Source organism: Streptomyces sp. NPDC127129, assembly GCF_042671585.1.
Classification (GTDB): Bacteria; Actinomycetota; Actinomycetes; order Streptomycetales; family Streptomycetaceae; genus Streptomyces.
Genome location: NZ_JBHXTV010000014.1, coordinates 1 through 15084 on the forward strand (window position 1 = coordinate 1; position 15084 = coordinate 15084).

Annotated in this window: 15 protein-coding genes; 4 read left to right on the plus strand and 11 right to left on the minus strand. The window is 70.1% G+C overall.

Going from position 1 to position 15084, the window contains the following annotated elements; genetic code table 11:
* Positions 1-126: 126 nt before the first annotated feature.
* Positions 127-483 carry a hypothetical protein gene (locus tag ACFVGW_RS25245; RefSeq protein WP_383223376.1) on the minus strand — a complete coding sequence of 119 codons (357 nt, stop codon included), beginning with the start codon at positions 481-483 and terminating at the stop codon, positions 127-129.
* 172 nt (positions 484-655) lie between these two features.
* Positions 656-1810, minus strand: a complete 1155-nt coding sequence (locus ACFVGW_RS25250) for an adenosine deaminase (protein WP_383223373.1) — start codon at positions 1808-1810, stop codon at positions 656-658.
* A 115-nt stretch (positions 1811-1925) separates the two neighbouring features.
* On the opposite strand from ACFVGW_RS25250, the gene ACFVGW_RS25255 reads away from it, so the two are divergent.
* Positions 1926-2702: an alpha/beta hydrolase gene (locus ACFVGW_RS25255; protein WP_385853584.1), complete on the plus strand. Its 777-nt coding sequence runs from the start codon at positions 1926-1928 to the stop codon at positions 2700-2702.
* 62 nt (positions 2703-2764) lie between these two features.
* Here ACFVGW_RS25255 and ACFVGW_RS25260 read toward each other — a convergent pair whose 3' ends face one another.
* The gene (locus tag ACFVGW_RS25260; protein ID WP_383223368.1) at positions 2765-3718 is read right to left on the minus strand and encodes a LysR family transcriptional regulator; all 954 of its coding nucleotides are present in this window, start codon (positions 3716-3718) and stop codon (positions 2765-2767) included.
* Between the two features lie 62 nt (positions 3719-3780).
* Between ACFVGW_RS25260 and ACFVGW_RS25265 the strand changes: the two genes are divergently transcribed.
* The 3 genes from ACFVGW_RS25265 to ACFVGW_RS25275 all read left to right on the plus strand — a co-directional run bounded on the left by ACFVGW_RS25265 (position 3781) and on the right by ACFVGW_RS25275 (position 6875).
* The gene (locus tag ACFVGW_RS25265; protein ID WP_385853585.1) at positions 3781-5043 is read left to right on the plus strand and encodes an MFS transporter; all 1263 of its coding nucleotides are present in this window, start codon (positions 3781-3783) and stop codon (positions 5041-5043) included.
* A gap of 127 nt (positions 5044-5170) precedes the next feature.
* Positions 5171-5818 (plus strand): L,D-transpeptidase family protein, encoded by a 648-nt coding sequence (locus tag ACFVGW_RS25270; RefSeq protein WP_383296394.1) that lies wholly within the window; start codon positions 5171-5173, stop codon positions 5816-5818.
* Between the two features lie 82 nt (positions 5819-5900).
* Positions 5901-6875: a sigma-70 family RNA polymerase sigma factor gene (locus tag ACFVGW_RS25275; protein ID WP_385853586.1), complete on the plus strand. Its 975-nt coding sequence runs from the start codon at positions 5901-5903 to the stop codon at positions 6873-6875.
* 9 nt (positions 6876-6884) lie between these two features.
* Here the strand turns inward: ACFVGW_RS25275 and ACFVGW_RS25280 are convergent, their stop codons facing one another.
* The 8 genes from ACFVGW_RS25280 to ACFVGW_RS25315 form a co-directional block, all read right to left on the minus strand.
* Positions 6885-7154: an STAS domain-containing protein gene (locus ACFVGW_RS25280; RefSeq protein WP_383223362.1), complete on the minus strand. Its 270-nt coding sequence runs from the start codon at positions 7152-7154 to the stop codon at positions 6885-6887.
* A 66-nt stretch (positions 7155-7220) separates the two neighbouring features.
* Entirely contained in the window at positions 7221-7796 is a 576-nt protein-coding gene (locus ACFVGW_RS25285; RefSeq protein WP_385853587.1) for a Uma2 family endonuclease, read from the minus strand.
* Between the two features lie 100 nt (positions 7797-7896).
* Complete coding sequence (locus tag ACFVGW_RS25290; protein WP_385853588.1) at positions 7897-9174, minus strand: thymidine phosphorylase; 1278 nt, start codon at positions 9172-9174, stop codon at positions 7897-7899.
* Positions 9175-9259: 85 nt separating this feature from the next.
* On the minus strand, positions 9260-9664 hold the full coding sequence (locus ACFVGW_RS25295) for a cytidine deaminase (RefSeq protein ID WP_352192282.1): 405 nt from the start codon (positions 9662-9664) through the stop codon (positions 9260-9262).
* Complete coding sequence (locus tag ACFVGW_RS25300; protein WP_352192283.1) at positions 9661-10950, minus strand: ABC transporter permease; 1290 nt, start codon at positions 10948-10950, stop codon at positions 9661-9663. The genes ACFVGW_RS25295 and ACFVGW_RS25300 overlap by 4 nt, the downstream gene beginning before the upstream one ends.
* A complete protein-coding gene (locus tag ACFVGW_RS25305) occupies positions 10947-12059 on the minus strand; it encodes an ABC transporter permease (protein WP_352192284.1) in 1113 nt (370 codons plus the stop codon). The genes ACFVGW_RS25300 and ACFVGW_RS25305 overlap by 4 nt, the downstream gene beginning before the upstream one ends.
* Entirely contained in the window at positions 12056-13699 is a 1644-nt protein-coding gene (locus tag ACFVGW_RS25310; protein WP_383296397.1) for an ABC transporter ATP-binding protein, read from the minus strand. The genes ACFVGW_RS25305 and ACFVGW_RS25310 overlap by 4 nt, the downstream gene beginning before the upstream one ends.
* Before the next feature lie 145 nt (positions 13700-13844).
* Complete coding sequence (locus tag ACFVGW_RS25315) at positions 13845-14882, minus strand: BMP family ABC transporter substrate-binding protein (protein WP_352192285.1); 1038 nt, start codon at positions 14880-14882, stop codon at positions 13845-13847.
* Positions 14883-15084 lie beyond the last annotated feature (202 nt).

Consider the following 15084-nt stretch of genomic DNA (forward strand, 5'->3'; position numbering starts at 1 on the left):
GCACCGAGAGCGGCGACACCGAGCGTCTTGGCGGCAGACTGCTTCATCAGAAAATCATCCTTGGGGATCTTGGGGATCTTCGAGCTTCGGGCGGCGCCCCATCGGCGTCCGTACGGCGTGATCGGGTCAGCCGAGCGGCAGGGCACCGACCGGCAGGCCGCCGAGCAGGCCGCCGACCGGGGTGCTGGCCAGCGGGCCGTTGGCGGCGTCGAGCGGGAGGTGCTGGGTGGCGGCACCCGCGGCGGCCGGCAGGGTCTTGACGCCCTGGTCGACCGACGACTGGCCGGAGAGGAGGGACTCGGCGGCGCCGTCGGGGAGCTCGGTGAGGCCGTCACCCAGCGGCACGGCCTGGGTCACCAGACCGAGCGCCGCGTCCGGGGAGGCGGGCAGCGACGGTGCGGCGGAGGCCGTGCCGGCGGCGGCAGCGGCGAAAGCGGCACCGAGAGCGGCGACACCGAGCGTCTTGGCGGCAGACTGCTTCATCAGAAAATCATCCTTGGGGATCTTGGGGATCTTCGAGCTTCGGGGAAAGCAGGAAATTCGGTGAATGCAGAGCGGCTTAGGAACCTAGCCACCGGATGACGCTCCCGCAAACACCGAAAGGCGGCCGAGCAGATGTTCCCCGGCCGCCCCACTCCCACCCAGAAGCTCTCCCTCAGCCCGCCTGCGAGGAAGACTCGCTGGTCGTGGCGGTCTGCCGGAACAGCCATTCGGACTTCAGCTCGGCGTATCCGGGCTTGATCACGTCATTGATCATGGCCAGACGTTCATCGAAAGGAATGAACGCTGATTTCATCGCATTGACCGTGAACCACGCCATGTCGTCGAGCGTGTAGTCGAATGCCTCGACCAGCTGCTCGAATTCCCGGCTCATGCTCGTACCGCTCATCAGCCGGTTGTCGGTATTGACCGTGGCACGGAAATGCAGCTTGCGGAGCAGGCCGATGGGGTGCTCCGCGATGGAGTCCGCGGCGCCGGTCTGCAGGTTGGACGTCGGGCACATCTCCAGCGGGACGCGCTTGTCCCTGACGTACGCGGCGAGCCGGCCGAGCCGCACCGAGCCGTCGTCGGCGACCTCGATGTCGTCGATGATCCGCACTCCGTGGCCCAGCCGGTCGGCGCCGCACCACTGCAGGGCCTGCCAGATCGACGGCAGCCCGAAGGCCTCGCCGGCGTGGATCGTGAAGTGGTTGTTCTCCCGCTTGAGGTACTCGAAGGCGTCGAGGTGGCGGGTGGGCGGGTACCCGGCCTCGGCACCCGCGATGTCGAAGCCGACGACGCCGGAGTCGCGGTAGCGGTTGGCGAGTTCGGCGATCTCCAGGGCGCGGGCGGCGTGCCGCATCGCCGTCAGCAGCGCGCCGACCCGGATGCGGTGGCCGTTCGCCCTGGCCCGGCGCTCACCCTCGCGGAAGCCCTCGTTGACCGCCTCGACGACCTCCTCCAGGGTGAGCCCGGCCTCCAGGTGCTGCTCGGGGGCGTAGCGCACCTCGGCGTAGACGACACCGTCCTCCGCGAGGTCCACCGCGCACTCGGCGGCGACCCGGACGAGGGCTTCGCGGGTCTGCATGACGGCGCAGGTGTGCGCGAAGGTCTCCAGATAGCGCTCCAGGGAGCCGGAGTCGGCGGCCTCGCGGAACCAGATGCCGAGCTTGTCGGGTTCCGTCTCGGGGAGGTTGTCGTAGCCCTGCGCGAGGGCGAGTTCGATGACCGTGCCGGGGCGCAGTCCGCCGTCGAGGTGGTCGTGGAGGAGCACCTTCGGGGCGCGGCGGATCTGGTCCGCGGTGGGCACGTTGGAGGTCTGGCTCGTCATTTCCGCACTCTAGCCCCTACGCGCGTAGAGCGCCCCTCCTCAACTCGCTTGTCGATACGTAACAGTGACCGCGCGTACGGATGGCGTACACCTCGGCTTCTGAGACTGTTCTGCCATGGCGCACTCCGCACTCGTAGGGACTGCCGGCAGCCGGACACCCCGGCTCGGACGGCCCGTCGGCGCATCGCACCCCGGTACGGCGGTGGGCGGTGTGGTCCTGCTCCTTCCCGACGGCGAGGTGGCCTCCGCGCGGGGCGCCTCGCTGCGGGCCCACGCGGCGCTGCTGCCGCTGGGCCGCCGGCTGGCCAGGGCGGGGCGCGAGGAGGGCCTGCTGGCGCACGTGGTGCGCTACCGGGGGCGCGGCTGGAACGGCACGGACGCCCAGTTGGCCTCGGACGCCTCCTGGGCGGTGGCGGAGGCGGTACGGCGCTACGGCGACGTCCCGGTCTGCCTGGCCGGCCACGGGATGGGCGCGCGGGCCGCGCTGCGCGCGGCCGGACACGCGGCGGTCGACGCGGTGCTCGCACTCGCGCCGTGGCTGCCGGAGGACGACGTGGCGGCCGAGCCCGAGCCCGTGCGCCAGCTGGTCGGACGCCGGATCCTGATCGTGCACGGCACGAACGACGCCCGGACGGATCCGGAGCTGTCGTACCGGCTGGCGGAACGGGCGAAGAAGGCGAACCGCGACACGTGCCGCTTCGAAGTGCACTCCGACGGCCACGCGCTGCGCCAGTACCACGACGAAGTCCACGCCCTGGCGGCCGACTTCGTCCTCGGCTCCCTCTTCGCCCGCTCCTTCGCCCGCCCGGTCGCGGACGCGCTCGCGGCTCCGCCGCCGCTGGGACTGCGGATGCCATTGGCCGCGGGCTTCGGCCGCGCCCTGCGCCGCTAGCCCTGCGCCGCCTGCCCTGCGCCGTCGGCACTGCGCCGTCGGCCCTGCGCCGTCGGGAGCGCCTACTCCGGCAGGAGGCTGCCCCGCTTGCCGAGCAGGAAGCGCTTGAAGGCCGCCACCGGGGCCGTGTCCGGGTGGCCGTCGAGCCAGGCGACTCCGATCTCGCGCACCGCGCGCGGGGCCGTGACCGTGAGTTCGACGACGCCGGGGCGCGGAACCGCGGGCGGCGGCAGCAGCGCGACGCCCAGTCCGGCCGCGACCAGGCCCCGCAGGGTCTCGGCCTCCTCGCCCTCGAAGGCGACGCGCGGGGTGAAACCGGCCTCGGCGCACAGGTCGTCCGTGATGCGCCGCAGCCCGTAGCCCGGCTCCAGGGTCACGAAGGTCTCCTCGGCCGCCTCCGCCAGACGGATCCGCTTGCGGGTGGCGAGCCGGTGGTCGTCGGGGACGACGAGCCGCAGGCGCTGCTCGTCCAGCCGTCGGGCCACCAGGTCGGGCGCGTCCGGGACGGGAGAGGTCAGGCACAGGTCCAGGTCGCCGGCCCGCAGCCGCTCGATCATCGCCTCGCCGTAGTTCTGGACGAGGGTGAAGCGGACCCGGGGGTGGTCGACCCGGAAGGCGCGGATGAGCCCGGGGACGGTCTCGGAGCCCATGGTGTGCAGGAACCCGAACGCGACCCGCCCCGCCGCCGGGTCCGCGTCCGCCCGTACGGAGTCGGCCGCCCGCTCCACCTCGGCGAGGGCCCGCTCGGCGGAGGCCAGGAACGTCCGGCCGGCCGGGGTGAGCGAGACCGTGCGGCCCTTCCGGGCGAAGAGGGCCACCCCCAGGTCCTGTTCGAGCCGGACCATCGCCCGCGAGAGCGTCGACTGCGGCACCCCCATCTCGGCCGCGGCCCTGGTCACATGCTCGTGGCGGGCCACCGCCGCGAAGTACGCGAGCCGCGGCGCGAGCAGCAGCCCCATGTCTTCTTCGTAACTACTCGGTGACAGCCGACCCTGTGACCTGTACTCATGCACCATGGGAACGATTACAGCAGTTCCATGCATTGGACGCATGAAACGAATCGTCCTACGTTCGAGGCATGCCTTCCGCCAGTACCAAGGCGGCCGCCACCAGCACGGTCGCCGACACCCGCCTCGCCCCCGGAGCCCCCGGTCACCGCCGGATGAGTTTCGCGCTCTTCGCCGCCGGCCTCGCCGCCTTCGCGCTCCTCTACTCCACCCAGGCCCTCCTCCCCGCGATTTCCGCCGAGTTCGGTGCCACCGCCTCCGCGGCCTCCTGGACGGTCTCCGCCGCGACCTTCGCCCTCGCCCTGCTCGTCCTCCCGATGAGCGCCCTCTCCGAGCGCTTCGGCAGGCGCGAGATGATGACCGCCTCGCTCTGCGTCGCGGTCGCCGTCGGTCTGCTCGTCCCGTTCGCCCCGAGCCTGGAGTGGCTGGTCGCCCTGCGCGCCGTCCAGGGCGCGGCGCTCGCGGGCCTGCCGGCCTCCGCGATGGCGTTCCTCGCCGAGGAGGTACGGCCCAAGGCGCTGATCGCCGCGATCGGCCTCTTCGTCGCGGGCAACTCGATCGGCGGGATGAGCGGCCGCATCGTCACCGGCTGGGTGGCGCAGATGTGGGGCTGGCGCACCGGACTCCTCGCGGTCGGCCTGATGGCGGTGGCCTGCGCGGTCGCCTTCCGGGTCCTCATCCCCAAGGCCCGCCACTTCACGCCGGGTTCGCTCAACCCGAAGGCGCTCGCGGCGACGGTCCGCACCCATCTCGCCGACCCCCTGCTGATGCGTCTGTACGCGATCGGCGCCCTGTTCATGACGGTCTTCGGCGCGGTCTACACCGTCATCGGCTACCGCCTGGTCGAGGCCCCGTTCTCGCTCCCCCAGGGCGTCATCGGCTCGATCTTCCTGGTCTACCTGGTCGGTACGGTCTCCTCGGCGGCGGCCGGGAAGCTCGTGGGCCGGCTCGGCCGGCGCGGGGCGCTCTACCTGGCCGTCGGCACGACCGCGGCCGGCCTGCTGCTCTCGCTCTCCGACGCCCTCGCCGCCGTCCTGCTCGGCCTGGTCCTGATCACGGCCGGCTTCTTCGCCGGGCACGCGGTCGCCTCCTCCTCGGTGAGCCGGACCGCGACGACGGGCCGTGCGCAGGCCTCGGCGCTCTACCAGTCCGCGTACTACATCGGCAGCAGCGCGGGCGGCACGCTCGGTGCGATCGCCTTCCACTCCGGCGGCTGGGCGGGCACGGTCCTCCTGGGTCTCGTCGCGGTCCTGGGCGTCGTGTCGGTCACGCTCTACGGCAGCCACAGCGCGCGGGTCCGGGCGCGGAACCTCTCGCTGCGCACCGCGCACTGAATCGAGACCGGATCCGTACAACCAGAACGCGGTCCCGCTCGTCCTCTGAGGCATAGGCCTCAAGGGGGAGTTGGTGATCATGCACGGGATAAGGAAGCGCGCGGGGATCGTCCTCGGCATCACCTCGATGGTGGTGCCGCTGACGGTGGCCCTCGGCGCGGGTACGGCCCAGGCGGCGTCGTGCAACGTGACGACGGGACCGCACCAGAAGCAGGTGGAGAAGTTCCTCGGCCTGAAGGTGGACGGCAAGCAGTCGTCGGCCGACTGCAAGGCCATCCAGTCGTTCCAGCGCAAGCACGGCATCACCCCGACCATGGGGTACGCGGGTCCGCTGACCTGGCGGACGATGAACACGATGCTGGAGCAGAAGGCCGCCGGGAAGAACCCGAACAAGGCCGGGAAGTGCCCGACGAACAAGGGCCGGATCGCCTGCGTCGACCTGACGCGGCAGCTGAGCTGGATCCAGGACGGGAAGAAGCTGAAGTACGGGCCGGTGCCGGTCCGTACGGGAAAGAACGGGACCGAGACCCGCACCGGCGCCAAGAAGATCTACTGGCGCAAGATCAACCACTGGTCGACGCTCTACCACGTCTCGATGCCGTACTCGCAGTTCTTCGACGGCGGGCAGGCGTTCCACTCCACGACGAAGTCCATGTGGAACCCGCCGGGTTCGGGCGGCTGCGTCAACATGCGTCCGGCCGACGCCAAGGCGTACTGGAACCTGCTCAGGAACGGTGACGACGTGTACGTCTACGGACGGAAGCCCGGAACCTGACCCGCGCTGTCAGTGGGCTGCGGTAGCTTCCCCTCATCGGCACAGCACCGGTGCCGGTGAGGGGCGACTGGGGTGGACGTTCATGAGTGACCTCGCAACCGCGGACCGGAACTCCGAGCTGGAGAAGTACCGTACGGAGCTGACCGGTTACTGCTACCGGATGCTCGGCTCGTCGTTCGAGGCCGAGGACGCCGTGCAGGACACGATGGTCCGCGCCTGGCGCTCGTTCCACTCCTTCGAGGGGCGCTCCAGCCTGCGCTCCTGGCTCTACCGCATCGCGACGAACGTCTGTCTGGACTCGCTCAACGCGGGGAACAAGCGGGCCAGGCCGATGGATCTGACGGCCGCCACGCCGGTCGCCCAGGCACAGCTGAACGCCCGGCCGGAGATCACCTGGCTGGAGCCGGTCCCGGACGGCCGGGTGCTGCCGTCGGTGGCCGACCCCGCCGAGACCGCGGTCTCCCGTGAGACCGTGCGCCTCGCGTTCGTCGCCGCCCTGCAGCACCTGCCGCCGAAGCAGCGGGCCGTGCTGATCCTGCGCGAGGTGCTGGCCTGGAAGGCGAGCGAGGTCGCCGAGCTGCTCGACACCTCGGTCGCCTCGGTCAACAGCGCGCTGCAGCGGGCGCGCGCCACGATCGCCGAGAACGAACCGGCGGTCTCGGACGCGGCGGACCCGCTGGACGAGGAGCAGAAGCAGCTCCTGGAGCGCTATGTCGCGGCCTTCGAGGGGTACGACATGAAGGCGCTGACCGCGCTCCTCCACGAGGACGCGACGATGTCCATGCCGCCGTACGACCTGTGGCTGCGCGGCCACGACGACATCGTGGGCTGGATGCTCGGGGTCGGCGACGTCTGCCGCGGCTCGAAGCTGGTGCCGACCGTGGCGAACGGCTCGCCGGCGTTCGCGCACTACCACCCGGACCCGGAGGGCGGGTACAGCCCGTGGGCCCTGATCGTCCTGGAGGTGCGGGACGGCAAGGTCGGCGGGATGGACTTCTTCCTGGACACCAAGCGGTGGTTCCCGCTCTTCGACCTTCCGGAGCGGCTCCCGGCGTAAGGGCTCCGGTCACAGGACGTCGGCGAGCCCGGTCAGGTCGAGGAGGAGCCGCAGCTCCGCGCCGGCCCCCCGGAACGTGAGCCGGTGTCCGAGGCGCCCGGCGGTGAGCTTCAGCCGGGCGAGGGCGTCCACGGCGGCGAGGTCGGTGTGCGTCAGGCCCCCGACCTCGCAGATCACGTCGGTGGGCGGCACCCCTTCGAGCACGGCGCACAGCCGGGCGACCTCGTCGGAGGTGGCCCGGGCGGCGAGGGTCAGAACGAGCGGTCGACTGGTGTCCACACCAGGGAGACCCGCGCGGCGGCCGGAACTCATCGGCGGGACGGGCCGCGGCGGCCCGGGCGGCGCCTAGACCGGGAAGGTGCTGGTGTCGAGCGTGAGGTCGAAGGGGTCGGGGAGGTGGATTTCCTCGCCGAACTTCACGGCACGCAGCACACGGTAGACATCGCTCCGCGGTTCGCCGAAGAGCGTCACCGTCGGGCCACCGGGTGCCCACCGATCGATGAGCAGATACAGCGGCACGCCTGCCGTGGCGTATCCCGCCTCTTTGCTGATGCGGTCATGATTGGCGTTCGACTGCGAAGTGATCTCGACAACGAGCTCGGCTGCCGTGGCCGGGATGTAGTGGCCAGGTTCGTTGAGAGCCACTTCGGGTGTCACCAACAGGTCTGGAATGTACATCCCCGAGCGGGTCGGGATGGCAACCGCCTGAGTCTGGTAGACGCCCCAATCCTCCGGAATTGCCTGATACAGCCGACGCTGCAGCTTGTTGGCGATGCCGTTGTGCTGGTTGGCGGGCGAAGGCGCCACGGTGATGATCCCCTCGATGATCTCCACCTTGCAGCCCTCGGGCCAGTCCATCTCATGCCAGAGACGGACGAGGTCGTCCCAGCCCTGCCCGGGCTCGGCGGCGAGTGCGCTCATGGTGTGCTCCTCAGTCGGTCGTCACCGATCCCAGCATGCCGAACGGGACCGGTGGGGGTCCACCGGTCCCGTTCACCCGAAGGTGTCAGAGGCATATCCCTCAGGCGATGCGGTCCAGGACGATCGGGTTCGGGGTGAACGCCGTGCCCTCCGCCGCGATGTCCCAGGCGGCGTCCAGGGACTTCAGGGCGTAGTCGAACTTCTCCGGCGTGTCCGTGTGGAGCGTCAGCAGCGGCTGGCCCGCCGTGACCGTGTCGCCCGGCTTGGCGTGCAGCTCGACGCCCGCGCCCGCCTGGACCGGGTCCTCCTTGCGGGCCCGGCCGGCGCCGAGGCGCCAGGCGGCGATGCCGATGTCGTACGCGTCGAGGCGGGTCAGGACGCCCGACGAGGCCGCGGTCACGACGTGCTGCTCGCGGGCGACCGGGAGGGTCGCGTCCGGGTCGCCGCCCTGCGCCGCGATCATCCGGCGCCAGACGTCCATCGCCGAGCCGTCCGCCAGCGCCTTCGCCGGGTCCGCGTCCTTGATCCCGGCCGCGTCGAGCATCTCGCGGGCCAGCGCGATCGTCAGCTCGACGACGTCCGCCGGGCCGCCGCCCGCCAGGACCTCGACCGACTCGCGGACCTCCAGGGCGTTGCCGGCGGTCAGGCCGAGCGGGGTCGACATGTCGGTGAGCAGCGCGACCGTCTTCACGCCGCTGTCCGTGCCCAGGCCCACCATCGTGGAGGCGAGTTCACGGGCGTTCTCGAGGTTCTTCATGAACGCGCCGGAGCCGACCTTCACGTCCAGGACCAGCGAGCCCGTGCCCTCGGCGATCTTCTTCGACATGATCGAGGAGGCGATCAGCGGGATGGCCTCCACCGTGCCGGTGACGTCCCGCAGCGCGTAGAGCTTCTTGTCCGCCGGCGCCAGGCCGTCGCCCGCCGCGCAGATCACCGCGCCGGTCGTGTCCAGGACGTGCAGCATCTCCTCGTTGGAGAGCAGCGCGCGCCAGCCGGGGATCGACTCCAGCTTGTCCAGCGTGCCGCCGGTGTGGCCGAGGCCCCGGCCCGACAGCTGCGGCACGGCCGCGCCGCAGGCGGCGACCAGCGGGGCGAGCGGAAGGGTGATCTTGTCGCCGACACCGCCCGTGGAGTGCTTGTCGGAGGTGGGACGGGAGAGCGAGGAGAAGTCCATGCGCTCGCCGCTCGCGATCATCGCGGCGGTCCAGCGGGCGATCTCCGTGCGGTTCATGCCGTTGAGCAGGATGGCCATGGCCAGGGCGGACATCTGCTCGTCGGCGACCTCGCCGCGGGTGTAGGCGTCGATGACCCAGTCGATCTGCTCCGGGCTCAGCTCGCCCTTGTCCCGCTTGGTGCGGATGACGGAGATGACGTCCATGGTGGTGCCTCTTTCTACGCGCATAGAGGGGTGAGAGGAGAGAGCGGCCCTCCCCATGGTGCCGGAAGGGCCGCTCTCCTCGGTGTTACTTCCTGAGGTGCCCGGGGCCGAAGGCCTGCGGGAGCATCTCGGCGAGGGTGGCGAACCCGGCCGGGGTCTCCAGGACGAGCTCGGGCCCCCCGAACTCGTACAGCAGCTGCCGGCACCGTCCGCACGGCACCAGGCACTCGCCCTGGCCGTCCACGCAGACGAAGTGGGTCAGCCGGCCGCCGCCGGTGGCCTGGAGCTGCGAGACGAGCCCGCACTCCGCGCACAGCCCGAGGCCGTACGAGGCGTTCTCCACGTTGCAGCCGGAGACCACGCGCCCGTCGTCGACGAGCGCGGCGGCGCCGACCGGGTAGCCGGAGTACGGGGCGTAGGCACGGGACATGGCGTCCCGGGCCGTCACCCGCAGCAGCTCCCAGTCGGGCGCCGGACTGCTGGGCGTCACTTGCCCTCGCCCTTGCGGTAGCGCATGCCGTCCGCCTTGGGCATCCGCAGGCGCTGCGCGGAGAGCGACAGCACCAGCAGGGTCACGACGTACGGCGTGGCGCTGACGAACTCGACCGGGACCGTCTCGGTGCCGAGGTACCAGATGAACACGCCGACACCGATGACGATGGCGATCGAGGAGGTGATCCAGCGCTTCTTGTACGCCTTCCAGGCCGCGATCGCGACGAGCACCGCGAAGAGCAGCAGGAGCAGCGCGTGCACGGACTCGCCGCCGCTGCGCAGCTGGAGCGCGTCGGCGAAGCCGAACAGGCCCGCGCCCATCGCCAGGCCGCCCGGCCGCCAGTTGCCGAAGATCATCGCCGCGAGGCCGATGTAGCCACGGCCACCGGTCTGGCCCTCGTTGTAGATGTGCGAGGTGACCAGCGACAGGAAGGCGCCGCCGAGACCGGCCATGCCGCCGGAGACGATCACGGCGATGTACTTGTACTTGTAGACGTTGACGCCGAGGGACTCGGCGGCGATCGGGTTCTCACCGCAGGAGCGCAGGCGCAGACCGAACGCGGTCTTCCACAGCACGAAGAACGTGCCGATCACCAGCAGCACCGCGATGATCGTGACCACCGAGACGTTGGTGACCAGGCCGCCGAGGATGCCGGCGACGTCCGAGATCAGGAACCAGTGGTGCTTCTCGATGTCGGCCAGCCAGTCCGACAGGCCCGGGATCGTGACCGAGGTGATCTCCTCGGCCGGCGGGGACTGCTTGGGGCTGCCGCCCTTCGTGGCCGCCTCGCCGGTGTTGAACCACAGCTTGGCGAAGTAGGTCGTGAAGCCGACCGCCAGGATGTTGATCGCGATGCCGGAGATGATGTGGTCGACGCCGAAGGTGACCGTGGCGACGGCGTGCAGCAGGCCGCCGAGCATGCCGCCCACGATGCCGGCGAGGATGCCGAGCCAGGGGCTGGTCTGCCAGCCGGCCCAGGCACCGAAGAAGGTGCCGAGGATCATCATGCCTTCGAGGCCGATGTTGACCACGCCCGCGCGCTCGGCCCACAGACCGCCGAGACCGGCGAGACCGATCGGCACGGCGAGCGAGAGCGCGGCGCCGATCTGGCCGGCCGAGGTGAGGTCCTGCGCGCCGGTGATGGCCCGGACGGCGGAGAGGGCGATGAGCCCGCCCGCGACGATCAGCAGGATCCAGGGCAGGGAGAGGCGGGTGCGGCCGCCCTTGCCACCGGCCGCCTTGGGCGCGGCGGGCGGCGGGGTGGAAGTCGCCGTGGCGGTCACGCCGACACCTCCGTCGAGTTGTTGGAACGGGCCTGGGCCGCGAGCTTCTCGCCGACCTGACGCTGCTGGCGCTTGAGGCCGTAGCGGCGGACGAGTTCGTAGGCGATGACGACGCAGAGGACGATGACGCCCTGCATGACGCCGACGATCTCCCGGTCGTAGTCCTCGAACTCCAGCTGCTGGCCGCCGCGCTCCAGGAAGCCCCAGAGGATCGCGGCGAGCGCGATGCCGATCGGGTGGTTGCGGCCCAGCAGGGCGATGGCGATACCGGTGAAGCCGATGCCGACGGGGAAGTCGCCGCCGAACTCGTACGAGTCGTTGAGCAGCGTCGGCATACCGATCAGACCGGCCATGCCGCCGGAGATCAGCATGGAGGTGACGACCATCCGCTTGACGTTGACGCCGGAGGCCGCGGCCGCCGTGTCGGACTGGCCGACGGTGCGCAGGTCGAAGCCGAAGCGGGTGCGGGAGAGCGTGAACCAGTAGCCGATGCCCGCGATGACCGCGACGACGACGAAGCCGTAGACCGGGGTCGGCGTGGTCGGGAACTCGAAGAAGCGCGAGGACTCCGGCAGCGGGGTCGTCGCGACCTTCGTACCGGCCGCGTCCAGGTGGCCGAGACGGCCGGGCTGGAGCAGGTAGCCGATGATCGCGGTCGCGATGAAGTTCAGCATGATCGTGGAGACGACCTCGCTGACACCCCGGGTGGTCTTCAGGACACCGGCGATGCCCGCCCACATCGCGCCGACGATCATCGCGGTGATGATGATCAGCGGGATCTGGACGACGCCCGGGAGGGTCAGCGCGCCACCGACGGCGGCGGCGAAGAACGCCGCGAGACGGTACTGGCCGTCGACACCGATGTTGAACAGGTTCATGCGGAAGCCGATGGCCACCGCGATGCCCGCCAGGTAGTACGTCGTCGCCTTGTTGATGATGTAGACCTGGCTGTCCGACTTGATGCCGTAGTCGAACATGATCCCGAAGGCGCTGAACGGCTCCTTGCCGGTCGCCGCGAGCACCAGGGCGGTGATCAGGAAGGCGGCGACGATCGCGAGCAGCGGTGCCGCGATGCCGAGGAGCAGCCGCTCCTTGTCGAACTTCTTCATCGGGCCTCGTCCTCCGGGCCGTCGGTGCCCTCAGGGCTCTCAGGGTGCTCAAGGTGGCCGGCGGCGGCGCCGGTCATGGCCGAGCCCAGCTCCTCCGGGGTGATGGTCGCCGGGTCGGCGTCGGCCACCAGACGCCCGCGGTACATCACGCGCAGGGTGTCGGAGAGGCCGATCAGCTCGTCCAGGTCGGCGGAGATCAGCAGGACCGCGAGGCCCTCCCGGCGCGCCGCGCGGATCTGGTCCCAGATCTGCGCCTGCGCGCCGACGTCCACGCCACGGGTGGGGTGGGCGGCGATCAGCAGCTTGGGGTCGTGGCTCATCTCGCGGCCGACGATCAGCTTCTGCTGGTTGCCGCCGGAGAGGGAGGCCGCGGTGACCTCGATGCCGGGGGTACGGACGTCGTACTCGCGGACGATCCGCTCGGTGTCCTTGCGGGCGGCCTTGAGGTCGAGGATGGCGCCCTTGGAGTTGGGCTTCTCGGTGACATGGCCGAGGATGCGGTTCTCCCAGAGGGGGGCCTCCAGGAGCAGACCGTGCCGGTGGCGGTCCTCGGGGATGCAGCCGATGCCGTCCTCGCGCCGCTTGCGCGTCGGGGCGGACGAGATGTCGGCGCCGTCGAGGGTCAGGACACCCCGGTCGGCGTTGCGCATGCCCATGATCGTGTCGACGAGCTCGGACTGGCCGTTGCCCTCGACACCGGCGATGCCGAGCACCTCACCCTTGTGGATGGTGAAGGTGATGCCGCCGAGGACCGCGCGGACCACGCCGTCGGGGTCGACGGCGCTGAGCGACAGGTCCTGGACCGTCAGCATCGGCACGTCCGTGACCGTCGACTCGCGGGTCTCCGGCGAGGGCAGCTCGGCGCCGACCATCAGCTCGGCGAGCTGCTTGGTCGTGGTGTGCTTCGGGTCGGCGGTGCCGACCGTGGTGCCGCGGCGGATGACGGTGATCTCGTCGGCGACCGACAGGACCTCGCCCAGCTTGTGCGAGATGAAGATGACCGTCAGGCCCTCCGCCTTGAGCTCGCGCAGGTTGTCGAAGAGCGCGTCGACCTCCTGCGGGACGAGCACGGCGGTCGGCTCGTCGAGGATCAGGGTGCGGGCGCCGCGGTAGAGGACCTTGAGGATCTCCACGCGCTGGCGGTCGGCCACACCGAGGTCCTCGACGAGCACGTCGGGACGGACGCCGAGGCCGTACGCGCCGGAGATCTCCTTGATCTTGGCGCGGGCCTTGTCGCCGATGCCGTACAGCTTCTCGGAGCCGAGGACGACGTTCTCGAGGACCGTGAGGTTGTCGGCGAGCATGAAGTGCTGGTGCACCATGCCGACACCGCGGGTGATGGCATCGCCGGGGCTGTTGAACGTCACCAGCTCGCCGTCGACCGTGATGGTGCCCTCGTCCGGCTTCTGCATGCCGTACAGGATCTTCATCAGGGTCGACTTGCCCGCGCCGTTCTCGCCCACGAGGGCGTGCACGGTGCCGCGGCGCACGGTGATGTCGATGTCGTGGTTGGCCACGACTCCGGGGAAACGCTTGGTGATGCCGCGGAGTTCTACGGCGTTGGGACTGCTGGGGCTGGAGGCTTTGATGACGCACTCTCCTAGGCAGGGAGCGTGAGGAGGGGATGAGGCGGTGCGCAGGCGCTGTCGGTGGCGAAAAATACCCTGTACGGCGCACGCTACGCGCGTAGCTTTTGGAAAATCGTTCAACTGCCCGCGGGCAGACGTGTGAAGGGGGCCCGGAGTGTCGGCCGAAGCCGCTCTCCGGGCCCCTGTCCGACGGAGGTCAGAGGGTCGTGTTGACCTTGATCTGTCCGTCAATGATCTTCTTCTTGGCCTCGTCCAGCTTGGGCTGGATGTCCTCGAGGTGGCCACCGGTGGTGGTCAGCGAGACACCGTTCTCGGCCAGCGAGTAGACGTGCGTGCCGGTCGCCGGCTTGCCGTCCTGGACGGACTTGATGAGCTCGAAGACACCCGTGTCGACGTTCTTGACCATCGAGGTCATGATCGAACCGGCGTACTTGGACAGGGCCGGGTCCTTGGCCTGGTCCGAGTCGACGCCGATCGCCCAGGTGCCGGGCTTGGCGGCGACGGCCTCGATGGCACCGGCACCGGAGCCGCCCGCGGCGGCGTAGATGACGTCGATGCCCTTGTCGAGCATGCCCTTGGCGGCGGCCTTGCCCTTGTCCGGGGCGCCGAAGCCGGAGAAGTCCGTACCGGTGGACAGGTACTGGATGGTGACCGAGGCGTCCGGCTTGGTGTCCTTGACACCCTGCTGGAAGCCGGCGGCGAACTTCTTGATCAGCGGGGTGTCGACACCGCCGATGAAGCCGATCTTGCCGTCCTTGGACTTCAGCGCGGCCGCGACACCGGCGAGGTACGAGCCCTGCTCCTCGGTGAAGACGATCGAGTCGACGTTCTTCACGTCGGAGACCGAGTCGACGAGGCCGAAGGTGGTCTTCGGGAACTTCGCGGCGACCTTGTCGATGGCGTCCTTGTAGGCGAAGCCGACACCGATGACCGGGTTGAAGCCACCCTCGGCAAGGGAGGTGAGGCGCTGCTCGCGGTCGGCCGGGGTCTCACCGGTCTTGGCGGTGAGCTCCTTGGTCTCGACACCGAGGTCGGCCTTGGCCTTGTCGAGGCCACGGGCGGCGGAGTCGTTGAACGAGTTGTCACCACGGCCGCCGACGTCGTACGCCATGCCGACCTTGATGGTGTCCGAGTCGGATCCGGACTCGGTGGACGACTCACCACAAGCGGTGGCGGTGAGAGCGAGGGCCGCGGTCACTGCGGACGCGGAAACGATCTTGGATACCCGGCGCAAGAGGAGGGTCCCTTCGAGACTGACCGAAAGCGCCTCTTCCGGCGCTGGTTTCGCGTGGATCGTAACGCGCGTAGATGTCAGTTAAAGACCCGTTCATGAGTCGTTATCGGATCGTCGCGAACCGGCCAGAAGGACGACCGACGGCGTCCGCCCCGGCACGACCGGTTATACACGCTGGTGCGGGCGTTCGACCCGGGCCCGC